Raw genomic sequence first — 21,243 nt, forward strand, 5'->3', positions numbered from 1 at the left:
ATGCCGCCTTCTTCATTGGTGAAGAAAGCATAACGCTGGTTGCCAACAGGAAGATCAACAATATCGACAGGTACTAACGCTTCTAGCGCTTTTGCAGTATCTGCACCGTGCAGTCTAAGCTGCCCCATATGAGAGACATCGAACAAACCCGCCGCATCACGAGTATGCAGGTGCTCTTTCTTTACACCCAATGGGTACTGTACAGGCATATCATAACCTGCGAATGGCACCATCTTCGCGCCTACTTCCACGTGCAGTGCGTGTAGTGGGGTTTTCAGTAGTTCTGTCATTGTATTCTCCATATCGCCAAACCCTGGCTGACAATTTAGACGTTTAACTGGTTTCGGAAGAAGCTCTCTGCTTTTCCTTGGTTGTCTGAAAGGTGGAAAGAAACGCGAAAATGGCGTGTTTCCCCCTTCCCTGTTGTGACTTTCTCACCTGGTGGTTACGCTTTTTGTTTCCACGAAGTTAAGATTTGTTTCCAATAGTAGATAAAGTTGACTTGGTTTTAAACCAGCTTTGCGTGCAAGACCAACATTTTTGTGACATTTCACAACTATTTCACATGGTTGTATTAATGAAAAAATCAGTTAAATGGAAGGAAATGCCCGCAAAATTAGAGGGTTAGAGAAGCAAAGCAAACGTTTGCTTTCACTATAGGAAACTTTTAAGAATTCGAATTATTTTGCTGTGACCCACAAAATCTGTGCATCTTCGTCACTGGTAGAGACCAGCATATGACCCATATTGGCATCGTAATACACGCTGTCTCCGACCGTCATAGGCACGGGTTCATAGAACTCAGAATAGAAGAGTACTTCCCCTTCTAAGATCAATAAAAACTCTTCGCCATCGTGCCTCACCCAGTCGCTGTAATCGTCAAAATCCCGCGCTCGGATTCGGCTCTTAAATGGCATCATTTTCTTATTGGAAAGTTGAGTCGCCAGCAGTTCGTGTTCATAGGTTGGTGTTGGGTGTGGTTTACCCTCACCGGAACGAGTCAGATCCCGACGCCCTGTTGCTACCTTTTTTCTAGGTGGTTCAAAGAGTTGCGGCATATCTATCTTCAAGCCATTCGCGAGCTTTTGCATAGCTTGAAAGGTAGGAGATATTTGTTCGTTTTCTATCTTAGAAAGCGTCGAACGCGCAAGGCCAGTACGCTTGCTTGCATCTTCTAGGGTTAACCCAAGTTTCATGCGAATTTCTTTTAGCCGCTTGCCCAGTTTTAGAGGCTCTATATTTTCGTCCTGATTCTCTTTTGCAAGCGTAACAGATGGGTACTCATCGTAGATGTCTTCAGACATGCGTCCCTCTTATTTTCATACTTCCTAATGTTGTTCTTTTATTGTGCACAGAGACGCCTGAACATGAAAGTAGCCGGATGAAATTAAACAGTGCGCCATGTAGCAATTTCGGAAAACATGTTTCCAATAGGAAATTTTTGATTGATTGTCTTCTCAACTAACGCTATGTTACAGCCTTGTTAGATGGAGAACTTTCTCGCACATTTCTGACGTATTACGCAATAGACCATTTACAAACAAAAAATATTCTGCCATTCGAGTGCAACTTACCCTACAATCCGCACCGAAAAAGCAAACGTTTGGCTAAATCGCAATTCAGATTGCCACCTCAGCCAGATTGGTCACGTAGTAAACAGCAGAAATCGAAAGTTCACAGATTCGCGCTGTTTCTGCTTTAAACACAAAAGATAGAAACAGAGAAACAAAGGAAGCCTGGCTTATCTAACTAAAGTTGACCGCTTAGAGTCACATTAAGTCAGACAAATGGAAGGTTATCTGCCATGAACAACAAGTCTTACCAAAACCACAGCCTGGAGAACTTCTTCTCTACTAACCTCTCTGCAACCGATGACGCTGTCTTTGCCGGAATTCAGGCAGAAAATGCTCGCCAGAACGATCAGATTGAGCTTATTGCTTCTGAAAACATCGTCTCTAAAGCCGTAATGCAGGCACAAGGCACATGCCTGACCAACAAATACGCAGAAGGTTATCCGGGTCGTCGTTACTACGGCGGATGTGAACACGTTGATACCGTTGAAGCGATTGCTATCGAACGAGCGAAAAAACTGTTCAACTGTGAATTTGCAAACGTACAACCCCACTCCGGCGCACAAGCCAATGGTGCAGTTAAACTGGCACTTCTTCAGCCAGGCGACACCATTTTAGGCATGTCACTGGACGCTGGCGGCCACCTGACTCACGGTGCTCGCCCTGCCCTTTCAGGCAAATGGTTCAACGCCGTTCAATATGGCGTGGACAAAGAAACACTTGAAATCAATTACGAAGATGTTCGTGCTCTGGCAAAAGAACACCAACCAAAAATGATCATTGCTGGTGGCAGCGCCATTCCTCGCGTGATTGATTTTGCTAAATTCCGTGAAATCGCGGACGAAGTGGGCGCAATTCTAATGGTAGATATGGCGCACATTGCTGGTCTTATCGCAACTGGCGCACACCCAAGCCCACTGCCACACGCTCATGTTGTCACTACAACAACTCACAAAACACTTCGCGGTCCTCGCGGTGGGATGATTCTGACCAATCACGAAGACATCATCAAAAAAATCAACTCCGCAGTATTCCCTGGTTTGCAGGGCGGTCCTCTCATGCACGTAATCGCAGCAAAAGCCGTCGCGTTTGGTGAAGCTTTGGGACCGGAATTCAAAACTTACATTGATACTGTGGTTAGTAACGCAAAAGTTTTAGCCGAAGTGTTGCAAAATCGTGGCTGTGACATAGTGACTGGTGGCACCGACACTCATCTGATGCTGGTTGACCTTCGCCCGAAAGGACTGAAAGGCAATCAGACGGAAGAAGCGTTGGAGCGCGCTGGCATCACATGTAACAAAAACGGCATACCATTTGATTCAGAGAAGCCTATGATTACATCAGGCATTCGCTTAGGTACGCCTGCCGGAACAAGCCGCGGTTTCGGTAATGAAGAATTTAAACAGATCGGAGAGTGGATCGGTGATGTACTTGACGGCTTAGTTGAAAGCCCTGAAGGCAACGCAGAAATCGAGCAACGCGTTAAGAAACAAGTGAAAGAGCTCTGCAATCGCTTCCCACTCTACCAATAATATTAAACATCCCTAGGAATTTTTTGGAGATAATTCAATGGATAATACACTGAAGTTTGCTGATAGCCACGAGTGGGTTAAAGACAATGGTGACGGCACCGTAACTATCGGTATCTCAGAGCACGCTCAGCAAATGCTTGGCGACGTCGTATTCGTAGACCTGCCAGACGCAGGCGACGACATTGAAGCTGGCGACAGCTTTTCTTTGGTTGAATCTGTAAAAGCTGCGTCAGACATCTACGCACCAATTACGGGTGAAATCCTTGAAATCAACGAAGAGCTGGAAGACAGCCCAGAGCTAATTAACGAAGAACCGTATGAAGGCGGTTGGATCGTTAAAGTGAAGCTGCAAGATGCTTCTGAACTGGACAACCTGAAAGATTCAGAAGAATACCTTAACAGTATTGAAGACGAATAAATAATCGACGAGTCGCGGTAGATAGAGATTATGACAGAGTTACTTCACCACCTAAGCACGGACAACGAGTTCATTGCACGCCATAACGGCCCGAACAATGCAGAGCAACAACACATGCTGGATGCCATCAAGTCATCCAGCCTGGACGCTCTGATTGAAGAAACCGTTCCTGCTCAAATTCGCCTTGAATCGCCAATGAGCGAAGCTGCTCCTATGAGCGAAGCAAACATGCTTGAGGCGATGAAACAATTTGCCAACCAAAACCAAATCAAGCGTACTTTCATTGGTCAGGGTTACTACAACACCTTCACACCAAATGTGATTTTACGTAACGTGCTGGAAAATCCAGGTTGGTACACAGCTTACACCCCTTATCAGCCTGAGATTTCTCAGGGCCGTCTTGAAGCTTTGTTGAATTACCAACAAATGGTGATGGACTTAACGGGCATGGAAATCGCGAACGCCTCACTGCTGGATGAAGCAACGGCAGCGGCAGAAGCGATGACTCTGTGTAAGCGCGCAGGTAAAAGCAAGAGCAACGTGTTCTTCGTTGCCGACGATGTGCACCCTCAAACCCTTTCCGTGATCCAAACACGTGCAGAGTTTATCGGTTTTGAGGTGGTGACAGGTTCTGTTGAATCTCTATCTGATCACGACGTATTCGGTGCGTTGGTTCAGTACCCGGGCACCACTGGTGAGGTTCGCGACCTTACCGAGGTTATCGCCGCTGCACAAGCGAAGAAAACGCTAGTGACTGTAGCAACCGATCTTCTAGCCTGTGCTTTGTTGAAGCCAGCAGGTGAAATGGGCGCAGACGTCGTTATCGGCAGCGCCCAGCGTTTCGGTGTTCCAATGGGATACGGCGGTCCACACGCTGCATTCATGGCAACCCGTGACAAACATAAGCGTACTATGCCAGGTCGTGTAATCGGTGTTTCTATCGATTCAAAAGGCAACCAAGCTCTGCGTATGGCAATGCAGACTCGTGAGCAACACATTCGCCGCGAAAAAGCCACATCGAACATTTGTACTGCGCAGGCACTGCTAGCGAACATGGCGTCGTTCTTCGCAGTATTCCACGGTGCAGAAGGTCTACGTACCATCGCGCGCCGTACGCACCACATGACTGCGATTCTGGCGGCTGGTCTGACGAAAGCCGGTTACGAGCTTGCTCATAACAGCTTCTTCGATACCATCACGCTGAACACAGGCGACAAAACTGACGCCCTGCTTGAAAAAGCATTGCACGCAAACATCAACCTTCGCAAGCTGGATGGTCAAATCGGTATCAGCTTCGATGAAACCACCACCACTCAAGACGTTGAAGCGCTATTTGGCGTGTTCGGTGTGGAAGAGAAGGTAGAAACTCTGTCTACTGAAATTGAAGGCAACGAGTTTGCAGCGATTCCAGAAGCGTGCCGTCGTGAGTCTGAGTACCTGACTCACCCAGTATTCAATACACACCACAGCGAAACGCAGATGATGCGTTACCTGAAGCAGCTTGAGAACAAAGACTTCTCACTAACTCACGGCATGATTCCGCTGGGCAGTTGCACAATGAAGCTGAACGCAGCGGCTGAAATGATTCCAGTTACCTGGCCTGAATTTGGCGCGATTCACCCATTCGCACCTCTAGACCAGGCAGCAGGTTACACAGCCCTTGCTCAAGATCTAAAACAGAAGCTATGTGAAATCACTGGCTACGACGAGTTCTCATTGCAACCAAACTCTGGTGCATCCGGTGAATACGCAGGTCTTATCGCGATTCAACGCTACCATGCAAGCCGTGGCGAAGGTCACCGTAACGTATGCCTGATCCCAAGTTCAGCACACGGTACGAACCCAGCGACTGCTTCCATGATGTCGATGAAAGTTGTCATCGTTAAGTGTGATGACGACGGCAACATCGATGTTGAAGATTTGGCAGCGAAAATCGAGAAGCACAAAGACAACCTGTCCAGCATCATGATCACCTACCCTTCTACTCACGGTGTTTACGAAGAACAAGTGAAAGAAGTGTGTGAAATGGTTCACACGGCTGGCGGTCAGGTTTACCTTGATGGTGCCAACATGAACGCTCAGGTTGGTCTGACTTCACCTGGCTTCATCGGTTCAGACGTATCTCACCTGAACCTGCACAAAACGTTCTGTATTCCACACGGTGGTGGCGGTCCGGGTATGGGTCCAATCGGTGTTAAATCACACCTTGCACCTTTCCTACCAGGTCACGTTGAAAACGGTGTAGAAGGTAAAGATTACGCAGTATCTGCCGCTGACTTAGGTAGTGCTTCTATCCTGCCAATCTCGTGGGCTTACATCGCCATGATGGGCACAGAAGGTCTGACAGACGCAACCAAAGTTGCGATTCTGAACGCCAACTACGTAATGGAGCGCCTGCGCCCTCATTACCCTGTTCTTTACCGTGGCACAAACGGTCGCGTAGCGCACGAATGTATTATCGACATTCGCCCGCTAAAAGAAGACACAGGCATCAGCGAAGAAGACATCGCCAAGCGTTTGATGGACTACGGTTTCCACGCGCCAACCATGTCGTTCCCAGTTGCTGGCACACTAATGGTTGAACCCACTGAATCTGAAGATTTGGCTGAGCTAGACCGTTTCTGTGACGCGATGATCGCAATCCGCGAAGAAATGGCAAAAGTGAAAGACGGCGAATGGCCACTGGACAACAACCCACTGGTTAACGCACCTCACACTCAAGCCGACCTGTCTGAAGCAGAATGGAACCGCCCTTACTCTCGCGAGCTAGCGTGCTTCCCATCTGTACAAGCAAAAGCATCGAAATACTGGCCAACGGTTAACCGCGTAGACAACGTATACGGCGACCGTAACCTGATTTGCTCTTGCCCAAGTATTGAGAGCTATGAAGACTAAATATTAGTTTCTGTAAAAATTTTAAAGGCGAACCGATTGGTTCGCCTTTTTGTTTTGTGTGTGAGTAAAGCTTCTATCTCAGAATTTTGCTAGCACTTTTTCTAATTTAGATAATCATGAATTACTTTAAGTATGGAATATTCTCAATTCCCGAACAAATATACACGGTCAATTGCGGAAGACCTTCATCATGAAAGTTGCGTCACGCTGCTTGCGTGATGAGTTTGTCGAACAGAAAGGGGGAAAACTGATTTAGCCACTCCAAACGCCACAGTATAGGGCAAAGTTTAGTCATTAGAAGTATCTAAGCTTTTGATTAAAATTGCGAGACATATGATAACATAAGCGCATAAAACCATTGCATAACTACAATGAATTAACACAAATCAATACTGAGACATGAAGAGCATGAAGTTGGATATAGAAACTATTAGAAGCGCATATCTTTCACTCAAGAGCTACGCTTATCAAGATAATCTCAACCTATTTTTGAAACAAAGAGTAGCTGCCTTCGAAAGTACAGATCTTGACACATCTCTTCAAAAGATACTTTCAGTTCTAAAAAGCAAAAATCCAGTGGTCACTAATGATTTTAAAGATTGGTTGGACGAAATTTCCTATCATTTGTTACCGAAGTCAGTATCAAGAACTGAAGATATCAAACAAAACCAGCATAATGAGAGAAATGGCCTGTTCATTTCAAACATTACATCTTCACCTCAGTATCAAGTTGAAAAAGTAAACTACTTTATCAACGCCCCGGTTGAGCTTCATGTTATAGAGATGTTGTGGTGTACCGTAGTTGGCTCTGTAATGGATAGTAAACTGTCTGATGACTGTTATGGGAATAGGCTCAAAAGCTTCCTGACCAGCAATGACACAGAGGATAAGCCTTCACATTACACTAAGGATATCTTTAAGCGTTATGTAGACCAATACAATCAGTGGCGAGATCAAGCTATTGAAATAGCATCAAACCTCGCGGACAAGGAAGAAGATGTTGCTCTTCTATCTCTCGACTTGAAATCATACTTCTATCACGTTGATTTCGATTTCAACTTAATATCTGACTTCATTGAACAAAATAAGGATAGTTTTTTCGACTTAGAATTGGCTAAGTTATTGACCGAAGCCTTGGAAAAAGTCCACTATACATACAATTCTATTACTTATAAGTCCGCAACATTGACTCACCCTGATTGCCAGGAAAAATTTTGGCTGCCTATAGGCATGGCTTCGTCCGCCATCATCGCCAACTGGTATCTATCTGAATTTGATGAGGATATCTCTAATAAAGTTAGACCCTCTTACTATGGCCGTTACGTAGACGATATCCTGCTAGTTTTTAGACGACCAAACTTTGAACAACAAAACCCAATTGAAAGCTTTATTGAACACTATTTCAACAACCTATTGAAACGAAATAAAGGTCCAAAAGCTGACTATTTCATTACTATCGATCAGAACAAGCTTCCGATTCAAAGGGATAAACTAATACTCCAGTACTTCGACAAAAACCACAGTAAAGCTGGACTAGACATATTCAAACAAGAGCTAGAAGAAAGAAGTAGTGCTTTTAAGTTTTTACCTACCGAGCACATTGATAAAGAACTGGATAAATTTGCTTATGATGTTCTGTATGATGGTTCAGCTAATAAGCTGAGGAGTATCGTTGGTCTGGCTGAAAATGAAACTGAGTTATCGAAATATTTATCGAGCCATATAACTGCGCATAGGCTCTGTAAGTTAGACTATAACAGCACTGTCATACCTGACATTCAACTTTTCTTTAGAGGAGCTAATGCCCTTCAATTCAACCGTCTTTGGGAAAAAGTCTACCAATATGCTCTGGTAACCAAAAGATATGATTTTATATTTAGATTCGTGAACACATTAGAATCTGAAATCAAGAAGATTCGGGTTATCCATCCTAAAAGCAAAAAGGTTAGAAAAAGATTGACGACTAAACTCCACAAAGATATGGAGTTATATAACCATCTATCTCTATCTCTTACGGTCGCCTTGCTAGATATCGCTGAACCGTCAGAAGAAGGTACTGATGAGGCGCATAAAGTATTTTTAAGTAGCGGCAAAGACAAACTAGCGGTCTTTATATTTGAAAAGCAACTAGCCCATTACTCATGGTCATTTAGAAAATCAAATTTGCTTCGACATCATTTAGTTTCATGGCCATTAGCCAATTTTTCTGATTTCAACGGAGACCTTACGAACGAAGACTCGTTTCTAGAATTTGAAAATGTTGCTTTGTGTGCTGAGAAAATAAAAATGTCACCTAGGTTTATCCACTTAGATGAGTGGCAACTATTCAAACTACCCGATGCTCTTCACACAGAAAAACAGCTAGTAGAATGGCAAAAAAATTCCCTAATATCCTACGAGGAAAAGATTTATTCCCAGAAACTACCTGTTGATTTTGAGCCACTAGACGATAAGAGCAACGTTAAGTCTACTTTTATTGTCGGGAGTGGTAAGAGCAAGCAAAGCATAAGACTTGCGTTAGCCAACATGGTTGTAGATGAGCGAGATATCGATTCATCTTTGAGGAAAGACAAGCGTTCCAATGTGAGCTACGAACGCCAAAAGAGGTTATATCAGCTACTAAACTCAGCGATCAAAGAGCAGGCAGAACTCTTAATCATGCCAGAAGTAGCTATACCAGTCACTTGGCTTCCTTTTATGGTAGCTCACTCTCGCAGACATCAGATAGGGTTAATATTTGGGTTAGAGCATTGGGTCGTAGGCAACCAAGTTTATAATTTAATCATTGAAGTACTTCCATTCAAAGCTTCGAACAAATATAAGTCGTGTGCAATTTCCGTTAGGCTTAAAAACCACTACGCTCCTAGTGAATTAGAGCTTATTCATTCACTAAGACTTACACCCGCAAACATGCTGCATAAACCAAAGAACTATTACCATAAAGTAAATTGGAACGGAGTAAGTTTCACCACATACAACTGTTTCGAGTTATCTGACATAGAACACAGAACTCTATTCAAATCTGAAGTTGATATGATCTTCGCGTGTGTATGGAACAAGGATACTAACTACTACCAACATATCTTGGAGTCTGCTGTCAGAGACCTTCATTGCTATGTAGTTCAGTCCAATACGTCTCAATATGGCGGTTCATGCGTACTTAGACCAAGTAAAACATACAACAAAACAATGATTTACGTTAAAGGTGGAAACAATACTTGTGTTTTAACGACCGATATAGATATACAAAAGCTAAGGGAGTTTCAGTATAAATCTAGACCAGGTGCAGGGGATTCATTCAAGCACTTACCCCCAGGTTATGATTGCGAAAAAGTAATAAGTCGTTGAGATATAGAATAAAACACTTTTAGGAGATAAGTATGTGTTTTGATTTTGGTGTAGCACAATTTTTAAGTTTTGAGTTCTGGGATGCACGAGCCAATATATTCGTCATGATAATCGCTTTCTTCGCACTTGTATTTGCCATCATCCAGATATTGTCTTCACGCAATGAAGCGAGAAGAGCTACAGCATACGCTTCATATCAAAGTTACTTAAATCTATGTTTGGAGCACCCAGAGCTAGCCAGAGGTACTAAGATAGATATAACGAGTGACCCAGCCACTTATTCAAAGTACCGTTGGTTTATCGCTCAGATGCTCTTTTGTTTTGAACAAGTGTTAGATGCTGAACCTAATAGCGATACATGGAACGAAGCTATTAAATCACAGCTTAAAAGACATGTATGGCATCTTGAAGTATCAAAATCAGTTGCTAGAAAAGAATGGAGTTCTCGGTTAAGAAAGCACTTACCAGAACCAATAGAGGAAGCCACGGCGGAATTCATCTCAGACTAGTAATTAACTGTTGTGAGTTTATTCTAGGAAGCATCACGGACAGGAACTTAAATAGACCAGCTGTAAAGACTCATGCATGATTTGGCAGTTTTGATTATATAGTGTCGATTACATTCATTTTTCAACTCAATACCTACACAGCTCACTTTTTGACAACAGTTTGTCGGAGGCTTTACTCAATTAGCCACTTTTGGATTACCTGTAGAATGGTATAAAGAATTAAGCAAAACCACTCGGAGATATGCTGAGTTCGGATAACTTCTAGTAGGGGCAAACGCATACCCTAGATTTTGTAAATCATGTGCTTTAAACAATTTTGGGGCAGACATGAGTTGTTGCAGAATCTGCATTAACAGCTTTCTCGTTGCTCAGGCAACTATTGCAACAGTTCAAATACCGAGGAATACTGGATAGTTGTTTGAGAAGCAATATGCATATTTTGCACATTGCTTAGTTCTATTGCCGAAGCGACGAGATCAGAACCGGGTTAGGGCAAAAATGTGTTAGCCAATGTCCTACTCATTTCTTACCCACGAACTTCAATCTAGTTCGCAATGTAATACCAAGATCAAAAAGGCAAACCAGTCGGTTCGCCTTTTTGTTATTTCAATATAATTTTATTTTAGCGGGTCGTTGTCTGGCAATGCGTTATGAATCCAGAGTGCCAGCCTGTGTTTGATGTTTGCACCGTCGAGCTTGCTTTCAGGTAGTGGCGTAATTTGCTTGGCATCGACCAAGAATAGGTAAATCGCTTTTACTTTTACGGGTTGTGGTGACTGAGGAAGGTCAAAGCCTTGCACCTTTGCCATCTTCCCAGCAATCTCAAGCGCTTTTTAACTCAAAGGAACACTCACTTTAAGAAAACACAAAACCTATCAATTACTTTTCTACTTGCCTGCCTTTATTTTTAGTTTTCTACCAATTCCCAAACTCAGACCAAACGCATTCGTAGCGTGTTTTTCTTTGTCAGAAATGGGAACGATCCCAAGCGCAAATGTAACAAAATATTTCTCAGAGACACAAAGTGACTTAATTCCCAGTAGCTGGCAAAGAACTAAAATTATCTAACTTACTGATTAGTTTGATTTATTCTTTGTTTGGTTCAAATCACAAAACTCACCTTGTGAAGAAATATTTATAACCGCGGATCAAGGTCAGACCACAATGATATTTTCGAGTGATATAAATCACAAAATAAATAAAAACCGTAACTAATAAAGGTACATACGACATGATCGTTTTTGATTTATCTTCTGCTTGCACAATCTCTCACTTATTCAAAGATAGCGCGGTTCAGACAACCACGGATTTCTTTCTTGAGGACGGCAACAAGCGTTACCACTTGGTCGACGTGAAAAATCTTCTTGAAGAATTCGAAGGGAACGGAATGTTCCAGTCTGTGTTTATCGGCTATCGGCTCACGTTTGATGATGGTCGTGCAGTCAAAATCGACACCATCAAATCCACGGCGACGTTGATCTCTTCCCAAAATGAGAGCACTGGAGTTCCAGACAAAGAGTCATTCGACCCGAACTCGATTCAAGACTGGACGAAAGCAGGCATCAATAAATACATGTTCTGATCATCCGACACGATGTATGCGTGGGCTCAGCCCCAACGTTTTTGATCTTAGAGCAGCATGGACGCTGCCTTGATCTCATCAATAATTCAACCTAACCAAGATTGAATTCCCGCTTCCGAGTTATCTGTCGTTATCCCCTTTTGCTAGAAGGGTCCGTTTATGCTGATCAATGGCGATGTTCTGTTTATCGGATCTCTGCAATGCAGTCCCAATAACGGGATACTCACTTTAAGAAAACACGAAACTCATCAATTACGGCAATTGAAATAGAACGGAAACCAAGATCAAAAAGGCGAACCAATCGGTTCGCCTTTTTGTTATTTCAATATAATTTTTATTTTAGCGGGTCGTTGTCTGGCAACGCGTTATGAATCCAGAGTGCCAGCCTGTGTTTGATGTTTGCGCCGTCCAACTTGCTCTCGGGTAGTGGCGTGATTTGCTTGGCATCGACCAAGAATAGGTAAATCGCTTTTACTTTTACGGGTTGTGGTGACTGAGGAAGGTCAAAGCCTTGCATCTTTGCCATCTTCCCAGCAATCTCAAGCGCTTTTTTAACCAGTTTATCTTCATTATGAAGCTTAGAGCTTTTTGACATTAATTGAATCCTCTTAATCGCTTGGGCTTAGAATACATTAAGTGTCACATATGGCGTGTTAGTAAGCTCTCATATAGAAAGTAGAAGCACTCTCACATTAAAAAAACGTGAAGCCTGCCAAAAACAGTGAGTACACCAAAGCCCCCATCCTCGCACCTATCTGGAACGTTTAAAACTATAGAAGCAAATTCTTTTAAAATTTACTCGTTGACAAACTAGGTCGAGCGTCCTAAATTTAAAATAGGACATGCGACCTAGTTTATTTTAGAGAGACCATATATGCGATTGGGTAAGACAAAACTGAAGATCATTGAAGCTGCGAATACGCTGTTTTACGAGCAGGGATACGAGCACACCGCTCTTTCTCAGATCGCTAATGAAGTGGGGATCTCAAAAGGTAATTTTTATCACCACTACAAAACCAAAGACGACATTCTCGAAGCGGTATTGAACCAGCGTTTGGTAATGGTTGAAGAAGCGTTGGTGTCATGGGAAACGGAGTACAAACAGCCGGAACTTAGGATTCGCAGCTTTATTCAGTCGGCAGTGGCTACCCAATCTCAAACCCAGAAATTTGGTTGCCCTATTGGTTCATTGACGGCAGAGCTCAATAAGCTGACTCACCCTTTTCAGAATGAGATGAAAAGGTTCTTCGCCTTGTTTCGAAACTGGTTATCAAAGCAGTTTGAAGAGCTCGGTTTTCAAAGCCATGCGGACCAGTATGCCGTGCACCTTATAACGCAGAGTCAAGGTGCTGCTTTGCTCGCACAAACATTTGAAGACGAGTCCATTGTTTCTGAGCAGGCGGAGCGAATGGAGTCGTGGTTATCAGAATTGATTGAAAGAAAAACAAGTTAAACAGTTGGAGAGAAGAATGGATACAGTAATCATTGATAAAAACAAATTTAAACGCGACTCCTGGACAGAAAAAGAAAACAGCAACGCCGAACTCATCATGGATTTTGTCCAAAACATTATGAATAACCACGACTTCGAGTATGTAAAAAGCAAATACGACAACTCCAACTATGTTCAGCACAACCGTGGAATTCCAGACAAAATGATGGGTGTGATTGAGTACGTTAAGAAGTTTACTGGTCGTTTCCCGGAGTTCTCTTACGATGTGAAAAGCGTTTATGTTGATGGTGATTATGTAACCCTGCATTCTCACGCGACAATCAAGAAATCCCATCGAGGCAACGACAAAAAAGGCATGAACATCGTCGATACGTGGAGAATCAATGGCTCAGACATCGAAGAACACTGGGATGCGATTCAGCCGCTCGATACCTTTATGCGCTTTTATACCCTAGTCGCTGGCAGCGCAGTTCGTAATTCCAATGGTGTTTTCTAAAAACACACTCAGCAAGGCTGAGTTATGCGCAAAAACCAGAAGCCAGCAGATGCTGGCTTCTGTTTTTTTAGGTTTCAACGTCAGGCATTTTTTGGTGGTGTGAAAGCCGTTAGTTCGAGCGCTGGACCTTCGTATTTTTCAATTCTCACTAAGGATGAATTGGCAGCGCAGCCGTTGGCTAACCGAGAGGTTGGAATGTCTAAGGTCAGCACGTTGGCACAACCGTTTTTGCACAAGCCCGATTTGTGGTCGAGGTCTAGCCACCCTCCTTCGTGAATACATACAGAACCTTGCTTGATCCCGTCAGTGACTAATGCGCCCACCAGCACCTGACCACGGTCATTGAATGCACGTACCAAATCTCCTTGCTTGATGCCTCTTGCCTTGGCATCCTCAGTATGGATGGAGATCGGCTCGCGATTGGCAATGGCGTAGTCTTCACGAATCGCAGCGTAGTTAAACTGGCTATGTAAGCGATGAGCGGCATGGGCGGTAACGAGTTGCAACTCGCCGTCTTTCGCATTCCCAGTGTACTCCGTTGGTTCTAGCCAAGTTGGGTGTGCCGGGCAATCTTCCAAGGCATAGCTTTCGATGGTTTTTGAGAATATCTCAATCTTTCCACTGGGCGTACCCAACGGGTTGAGAACAGGATCTTTACGAAAATCAGCATGACGGACAAACTTCGCAGCTTTCTTGTTGAACTTCATTTCAATCAGCTCATTCTTGCTCCAGAACTGACCAAATTTTGGCATGCGGATACGCGCCGTGCGCCCGGCTTTTTGGGCTGTCTCGTAAAACGATTTGAGCCACCCCATTTCGTCTTTGCCTTCAGTGAAAACGTCTTTCCCACCGGATTTCAGTTTTTCAGCCATATCGGCAAATACATCGAAGTCGTTTCGGGCTTCTCCCTGAGGTTCCACCGCCTGCTTCATCGGTACGAGATGCTGGTTACTGTAGTCCCCTGTCATCGTCATATCGTTTCGTTCGAAAGAGGTTGTAATGGGCAGGACAATATCTGCATGCTTAGCCGCGGCAGTCCAGTACGGCTCGGATATGACGATCAGCTCTGGTTTTTGCCACGCCTTAATCAGTCGGTTGCTGTCTTGATGATGCGTGAAGTTCGCGCCACCTGCCCACCAGATCATTTTGATATCTGGGAACGTGAGATCGTGACCGTTATGTTTAAAAGATTTACCCGGATTTTCCAGAGCTTCAACAATTCGTGCTACTGGGAACGCATTCACCGCACCAGAGACTGCCCAGTCGTTCCCGGCTGATGAACCGCCGCCAACAGACGCGGATATGGCAGGAAGTACCGCAGCATCACGCGTTGGGTTTCCTCCATTGGAATAGTGATAAGACAACCCAAATCCACCGCCCGGTAAACCAATCTGCCCTAGCATTGAAGCAAGCGTTACCAGCATCCAGTGGCGCTGTTCTCCGTATTGCTGGCGCTGGATTCCCCATCCAGACATTAACAATGTGCGGTGTTTGCTGAAAATATCTGCCAACACTTCTAGCTGCTTCGCGGGTACGCCACAGATACCCGAAGCCCACGCTGCGGATTTTTCAACGCCATCTTCTTTACCGAGAAGATAGCTTTCAAAACGGTCATATCCGGTGGTGTACTTGCTAAGAAATGCTTTGTCGTGTTTGTTATTTTTGACCAGTGTATGGGCAATCCCCATCATCATTGCGACATCAGTCATTGGGTGAGGCGCAATCCATTGAACGCTGTCACCTAAAAAATCAATGGTTTCGGAACGCATTGGATCGATGGCGATCAGCGTTTTGCCCGATTTCTTCAACTGGTGGAAAAATTCTAGCCCCTGACAGTCTGTTGAAGTCCAGGCAATCTTGAGCGTATTTAAAGGGTTCATTCCCCAGAGCACCACCACATCACTGTGTTCGAGCACGACTGGGTAAGTGGTTTGTTGCTCGTACACTTCGATGGAACCCATAACGTGCGGCATGATAACTTGAGCCGCCCCTGTCGAATAATCCCCAAGATGCCCTGAGTAGCCACCCGCCATGCTCATGTAGCGCTGCAAAAGTGTCTGAGCTTTGTGCAATACACCGCTGGATCGCCAGCCGTAAGAACCCGCAAAGACCGATTCAGCTCCATGAGCCTGCCGGATTCGCATGTGCTGTTCATGGATCAAAGCGTAAGCGTCATCCCAGGATACGCGGACAAACTCGTCCTTTCCTCGCTCTCCGGCTGGTGCCGACGGATTGGCAAGATACCCTTTACGAACCATCGGATACTTTACGCGAGCTTTGGTGTGCACCTGATCCGGTCCCGTCACCTGCAAGCTGTTTGCAACGGTTTGAGCCAGCGCATTCTTGGTCGAGATCAGTTTTCCATCTTTTACTTCACACAAGATAGGTCCCATTCGACCAGCAGTCAGCACACCAGAGCCTCGCTTCGTCTTCGCCAGTGCCGACAAAGGAGTAAACGAAGTGAACGCCAGTGCGCCTGCGGTCATACTGGTTCCTTTAAGGAAACCTCGACGTGTTAATTCAGTCATAATGCTATCCTTCTCTATTTAGTGCCCAGCCACGTCTTTGGCGTGGTGCTGGAAGAACTTGGTAAGTATTTCCAAATCAGGTTCTGAAATGTCGGTTCGTTCGCCCATGCTCTTGGCTACTGGTCCCCATGCATTGACCGTAAAATGATTAGCCGGGATCTTGGAATGGCATGTCGCGCAGTAAACGTTGTCGAGCTCCGTGGCATACGCCCATATGGGTTCCGGAGAATCCAGCACTGGTGCACTCGTGGTTGCGGTGAGCGTAGCGGTTCGCCACTCGTTCCCGTATTGATCAGGTTCATAATTGCCATGTTTGACCGCTGCCTGCCCTTGTTCAGAGAGCATGGCGACTATCGCTCGCTGCCCTCTTCCCAGGTAAATCACCTGTTCTGCCCCTTTCATCTGATAAGCCTCTAGGCGAACCTCTCGGGAGGTTGGGGTCTGGGCAATAACTTCGAGTTTGGTGGTAGGTCGGATTGAACCGTACTCTCCGATTTCTGCATCAGAAACGGTGTACACATATTTTGCGGAATCTGGTGTCTGATCAGTCAATGCCATTAAACGTTCAAACGCTTCGCTGTCCATTTCTGGCTCCGGGGCAAAGTGAGCGACACCTTTGTGACAATCAATACAGGTTTGGGAATTTTCTATTCCGTATTGATGCATTTTGGCGGCGTCTTCCGTCTGCTCGTACAGATCCATTGCACCGAACTCATGGCAAGATCGGCAAGTAGCTGAGTCATTGGCTCGCATTTGTTCCCATGCGGTTTCAGCCATGGCAACGCGGTGGGTTTCATACAGCTCTTCATCGCCAATTTTCCCGGTCACAAACTCGTGGTAAATGTCTTTCGTTGCCCGAATTTTGGTAATGATGTAATCGATGGGTTGATTCGGGATATGGCAATCGGAACATTCCGCGCGTATGCCCTTTCCATTGGTGAAATGCACCGACCCCTGATATTCCTCATAGGGAATTTGCATCGAGTGGCAAGACAAACAAAATGAAGTGCTGGAGGTGTAGTGCATGACAGCTGCTGAGCCTCCTAAAAGAGCCCAACCGATCAGTACACCCATTGCGATTAATACCGTGATATAACGTTTTTTGTTTTTCATAATTTGAAACACTTACTCACACAATCACACGATTCACTTCAGGTGTACTCCTAAAGTGGTAGTTCCATTTTGATCCACATCATACCCACTGTCTTACTGTGGTTTTTGTTATTAAAATTGATAGATTCATCAATATGGAATACCAACGCAGTGTGACCTGCTTAATAACCGGATATCGAAAGCTGGGTTCTAGAGATCTGCGTTGACGAAAATTAGGAATGTCGGGTAGTTATCGAAGAACTGTTAAATGGGGGCTGTGAGGCGTTAGATAAGGCAAGGCATGTGTTTGCCTTTTTCATTTTTTACCGTCAATAAATGCGCTGATAAGGTTGACCAATCGTCCAGAATAGATAATAACTATCAAAAACTTAATAACTATAAATTCTATAAATAGAAGGAAACAGACATGGGTCAATCTATGCGCTTCACGCTGCTTGCTGCGTTGATTTCTGGCGCTTTTTCATCTGCCCACGCGACGCAAACAGCGTCAGCAGACTCTTCTCAATCAGATGCTCCACTGTGGTTAAGACACACAGCACTCTCGCCAGACGGCAAACAGCTGGCTTTTACCTACAAAAGCAAAATTTACCTTGTATCCAGTGAAGGGGGCGAAGCCCGCGCCATTACGAGCGGCGATTTCTACCCTCACAGTTTGATGTGGGGACCAGACAATCAAACGCTGGCATTCGCCGCTAACCCATATGGCAATGACGACGTGTTTACCGTGTCTCTTAAAAACGGAAAGATGATTCGTCACACTTACCATTCTGGGTCGGATATTCCTACTTCGTTTACTGAAAACGGCGACGCACTGCTTTTCAGTACAACGCGAATTTCCAGTAAGGAACAGGATTTTTACAGCTTGCCTGAATGGTCGCTGAGTCCGTTAGGCAACCATTTGTACCGCGTTGAACTGGATTCGCAAAACGCCTCTGCTACGCTGGCAGTACCCGCCAAACATGCAGTTTGGAATCGGGATGAGAGCAAGCTGCTGTATAACTCTCCTCATAAAGATCAGCCGTTTCGTAAACACCAACGCTCTTTCGCTGTGCCGAACATTTGGCTTTACGACAAAGCGAGCGGAGAACACAAGCAACTCACAGAAAACCGAGTGGCGGCGCAACGCCCAGCCTGGAACACTGACCAGACTGGTTTTTATTATCTGAGTGAGGCTGATGGCAATTTCAATGTCTGGCTATATGACTTAACCACCGCTGAGAAAACCCAGATTACGCATTTCGATACACACCCTGTTCGTCACCTGACGGTGGACGACAGCGATAACCTCGCGTTTTCTTACAACGGGGAAATATACACGCTTAAAAATGGGGAATCTGACGCCCGTAAAGTGAGCATCAACATTCACCACTTTACGCCAGAACCAAGCCAATTCATTTACACCAACAAAACCACGAGGTTCGCACCTTCGGAATACGATCCGGGTGAGTTTCTTCTGAACTCGTATGGTGACGTTTATGCTTACAACGCAGAAACCTCTGAAGTGAAAGCGTTAACCAAAACCATTGAAGAAGAAAAACACGTTAATTTCACCCCAGACGGTTATGGCGCAGTTTATAGCGCCCTGCGTGATGGGAAATGGGGGCTTTACACCACGTTTTCTGACACGGAAGAAGAGCTGCTGTCTGATGCTATAACCCGCGAAGAAGCCCCGCTACTGGTGTCTGACGATCACAACATCACGCACCCTAAATATTCCCCAGATGGAAACAAACTTGCTTTTGTGGTTAATGGTCGAGCCATTCACGTTCTGGATTTAAGCGAGAGCGAAGAAGAGTCCGTTGTCGAGAAAGTCAAAGACGCAATGGTGAGTGAGGACAAATCAGTCGATCTTGGCATAGAGCTGATTGCTCCTGACCTGATCAGTAATTTCAACGGCATCGATTACGCCTGGTCACCAGATTCTTCCCAGCTGGCGGTGCACCTATCTCCTACTCCGTACTCTAACCAAATTCATGTGGTTAAAGCCGATGGCAGCAGCCCTTCGGTGAATGTCTCCCAAAGCGGATTTATTAACGCGATGCCTAGCTGGAGTGCCGACGGACGCGTTTTATATTGGGCAACCACCAAATACGGAGTGAAGTCTGTATCGGGAGATGATCTCGACCTCACGATAAGCGGTGTGTTTGTTAACAGCCGGGCGAAGAAAGACTTCAAAGACGATCTCGAATTACCGGAAGAAGGCGAACAGGTTCCAAGCTACGCATTCAACGAAAACAACATTGAATACCGAGAAGCTTTCCACCTGCCGTTTTCAAAGATGGTGCTGGGCGCTCATCTTCTGGGTGATAACTTGCTGGTAGTAGACGTAGAACCCGACCTATCAGGCGACTATAAAACCAACGGACTCATTTACAATATCCGAACTCAGGAGACCTACTCGGTATTTTCTAACCAGCCAGAAGCTTACGCTGTCTACGTGACTGAAAATCAGGAGTTCGCTTATCTGCTTACCGAATACGACATTATCGAAGTGGACGTTGACTCTGGGAAACGCATACGTTACCCCATCGATCTGCCAGTTGAATTTGAGGCAGAGCCGAGACGCGTTGCCGCATTTGACCAGATCGTGCGCCAGACCAAAGAGCAGTACTATCGCCCGGACATGGGCAACGTAGATTGGGATTTCTATAGCAAGAACTACCGTAAGTTTTTGCCACACATCAACAATGATCTGGACTTCGCTGAAGTATTAAGCGAGCTGAGTGGTGAACTCAATGCGTCTCACACTGGCGCTTACGGGTATGCGCCGGAAACCATGCGCTACGACGATACCGCTTCCCTTGGGCTGATCTTTGCAGAAAACATTTCAGGTAACGAACCTGCGAATGAAGATTCCAGCTCTCAGGGGCTTGTTATCAGTGAGATCTTGCCTGGAGGTCCTGCGGATGTGGAAGACATCGTACTCAAACCCGGAGACCGAGTCATCGCAATCAATGGCAACCCTGTCTCTAATTTAGCGAGCCTTGCAAAGCAGTTAAATAATAAGGCGCAGGTGCCGGTTTCTGTCACCTTACAACGAGTTGAAGGACGCCACTGGCATCAGGAAATCACACCTATCGACAGCTACGAGCAATATTCGATCATTGCGAAACGCTGGGAACTAGAACGCCGTAATTACGTTCTTGAGAAAAGCGACGGCAAAGTCGGGTATGTTTATCTGCCTGAAATGAACTCCGCCAGCTTTGAGCATCTTAGAGCAGAAGCGTTAGGGCGATTACGTAACACGGAAACCTTAATCATTGACGTTCGATTCAATGGCGGTGGCTTCCTTGCCGATACGCTTATTGAATTTCTGACGGCTCAGAAAGTTGCTGATCTGGTGCCAAGAAAAGGCAAGCCAGCTTCCGATGCAGGTCGCCGTAGCTGGCTGAAACAGTCAGTCGTTCTTGCTAATGCTTCGTCTTATTCCGAAGGTTCTGCATTCAGCCAGTACTACCAAGATCTGAAAGTGGGTCCTATCGTGGGTGAGCCTGTACCGGGCACCGGAACCGCGGTGAACACAGCAGGGTCGGCTGTTTACCCAGACATCAGTTACGTGTACCCATTCCTACCACTCAAAACGCCGGATGGTCGCTACTATGAAAATCTGGAGCTGATACCGGACGTTCAGGCATTCAATCTGCCTTCAGAAGTAGAGAACGGAATCGATAGCCAGCTTGACGCAGCAATTGCGACAGCGCTTAAGCAGATTCAGCCAAAATAGCTGGGATCTGTTGACCCTAAACTCTGAAAACCACAGGCGAGCCAATTGGCTCGCTTTTTTCTATTCTGCCCTCT

The 21,243-nt window shown here is 45.3% G+C and carries 14 protein-coding genes and 1 pseudogene; 9 read left to right on the top strand and 6 right to left on the bottom strand.

Annotated features, from left to right (window positions below; all coding sequences use genetic code 11):
- Together gcvT and RH89_RS27065 are read right to left on the bottom strand one after the other, a co-directional pair.
- Window positions 1-302 (bottom strand): annotated as a pseudogene (gene gcvT / locus RH89_RS27060) (glycine cleavage system aminomethyltransferase GcvT); the annotation flags it as partial.
- Window positions 303-680: 378 nt separating this feature from the next.
- Window positions 681-1,304, bottom strand: coding sequence for a helix-turn-helix domain-containing protein (locus tag RH89_RS27065; RefSeq protein WP_004408899.1), 624 nt, complete (start codon window positions 1,302-1,304; stop codon window positions 681-683).
- Window positions 1,305-1,804: 500 nt separating this feature from the next.
- Here RH89_RS27065 and RH89_RS27070 point away from each other — a divergent pair, with 500 nt between their 5' ends.
- The 5 genes from RH89_RS27070 to RH89_RS27090 all read left to right on the top strand — a co-directional run bounded on the left by RH89_RS27070 (window position 1,805) and on the right by RH89_RS27090 (window position 10,273).
- A complete protein-coding gene (locus RH89_RS27070; RefSeq protein WP_004408900.1) occupies window positions 1,805-3,103 on the top strand; it encodes a serine hydroxymethyltransferase in 1,299 nt (432 codons plus the stop codon).
- Window positions 3,104-3,140: 37 nt separating this feature from the next.
- Entirely contained in the window at window positions 3,141-3,521 is a 381-nt protein-coding gene (gcvH, locus tag RH89_RS27075; RefSeq protein WP_004408901.1) for a glycine cleavage system protein GcvH, read from the top strand.
- 30 nt (window positions 3,522-3,551) lie between these two features.
- Window positions 3,552-6,416: an aminomethyl-transferring glycine dehydrogenase gene (gcvP, locus tag RH89_RS27080; protein WP_004408902.1), complete on the top strand. Its 2,865-nt coding sequence runs from the start codon at window positions 3,552-3,554 to the stop codon at window positions 6,414-6,416.
- Window positions 6,417-6,824: 408 nt separating this feature from the next.
- Window positions 6,825-9,764: a reverse transcriptase domain-containing protein gene (locus RH89_RS27085; protein WP_004408904.1), complete on the top strand. Its 2,940-nt coding sequence runs from the start codon at window positions 6,825-6,827 to the stop codon at window positions 9,762-9,764.
- 32 nt (window positions 9,765-9,796) lie between these two features.
- The gene (locus tag RH89_RS27090; protein ID WP_004408905.1) at window positions 9,797-10,273 is read left to right on the top strand and encodes a hypothetical protein; all 477 of its coding nucleotides are present in this window, start codon (window positions 9,797-9,799) and stop codon (window positions 10,271-10,273) included.
- A gap of 617 nt (window positions 10,274-10,890) precedes the next feature.
- Here the strand turns inward: RH89_RS27090 and RH89_RS27095 are convergent.
- On the bottom strand, window positions 10,891-11,094 hold the full coding sequence (locus RH89_RS27095; RefSeq protein ID WP_050811580.1) for a DUF5062 family protein: 204 nt from the start codon (window positions 11,092-11,094) through the stop codon (window positions 10,891-10,893).
- A gap of 410 nt (window positions 11,095-11,504) precedes the next feature.
- Here RH89_RS27095 and RH89_RS27100 point away from each other — a divergent pair, with 410 nt between their 5' ends.
- Window positions 11,505-11,855: a hypothetical protein gene (locus RH89_RS27100; RefSeq protein WP_004408907.1), complete on the top strand. Its 351-nt coding sequence runs from the start codon at window positions 11,505-11,507 to the stop codon at window positions 11,853-11,855.
- A gap of 334 nt (window positions 11,856-12,189) precedes the next feature.
- On the opposite strand, the gene RH89_RS27105 is transcribed toward RH89_RS27100, so the two are convergent.
- Complete coding sequence (locus tag RH89_RS27105; protein ID WP_004408908.1) at window positions 12,190-12,450, bottom strand: DUF5062 family protein; 261 nt, start codon at window positions 12,448-12,450, stop codon at window positions 12,190-12,192.
- A gap of 279 nt (window positions 12,451-12,729) precedes the next feature.
- Between RH89_RS27105 and RH89_RS27110 the strand changes: the two genes are divergently transcribed.
- Together RH89_RS27110 and RH89_RS27115 are read left to right on the top strand one after the other, a co-directional pair.
- The gene (locus RH89_RS27110) at window positions 12,730-13,308 is read left to right on the top strand and encodes a TetR/AcrR family transcriptional regulator (protein WP_004408909.1); all 579 of its coding nucleotides are present in this window, start codon (window positions 12,730-12,732) and stop codon (window positions 13,306-13,308) included.
- Window positions 13,309-13,324: 16 nt separating this feature from the next.
- Window positions 13,325-13,804 (top strand): nuclear transport factor 2 family protein, encoded by a 480-nt coding sequence (locus RH89_RS27115; protein WP_004408910.1) that lies wholly within the window; start codon window positions 13,325-13,327, stop codon window positions 13,802-13,804.
- Between the two features lie 80 nt (window positions 13,805-13,884).
- On the opposite strand, the gene RH89_RS27120 is transcribed toward RH89_RS27115, so the two are convergent.
- Window positions 13,885-16,332 carry a molybdopterin guanine dinucleotide-containing S/N-oxide reductase gene (locus tag RH89_RS27120; RefSeq protein WP_004408911.1) on the bottom strand — a complete coding sequence of 816 codons (2,448 nt, stop codon included), beginning with the start codon at window positions 16,330-16,332 and terminating at the stop codon, window positions 13,885-13,887.
- 18 nt (window positions 16,333-16,350) lie between these two features.
- Complete coding sequence (locus RH89_RS27125) at window positions 16,351-17,445, bottom strand: NapC/NirT family cytochrome c (RefSeq protein ID WP_004408913.1); 1,095 nt, start codon at window positions 17,443-17,445, stop codon at window positions 16,351-16,353.
- Between the two features lie 406 nt (window positions 17,446-17,851).
- Between RH89_RS27125 and RH89_RS27130 the strand changes: the two genes are divergently transcribed.
- The gene (locus tag RH89_RS27130; protein ID WP_004408915.1) at window positions 17,852-21,169 is read left to right on the top strand and encodes a S41 family peptidase; all 3,318 of its coding nucleotides are present in this window, start codon (window positions 17,852-17,854) and stop codon (window positions 21,167-21,169) included.
- Window positions 21,170-21,243: the final 74 nt, after the last annotated feature.

This window comes from Vibrio nigripulchritudo ATCC 27043 (assembly GCF_000222685.1).
Taxonomy (GTDB): domain Bacteria; phylum Pseudomonadota; class Gammaproteobacteria; order Enterobacterales; family Vibrionaceae; genus Vibrio; species Vibrio nigripulchritudo.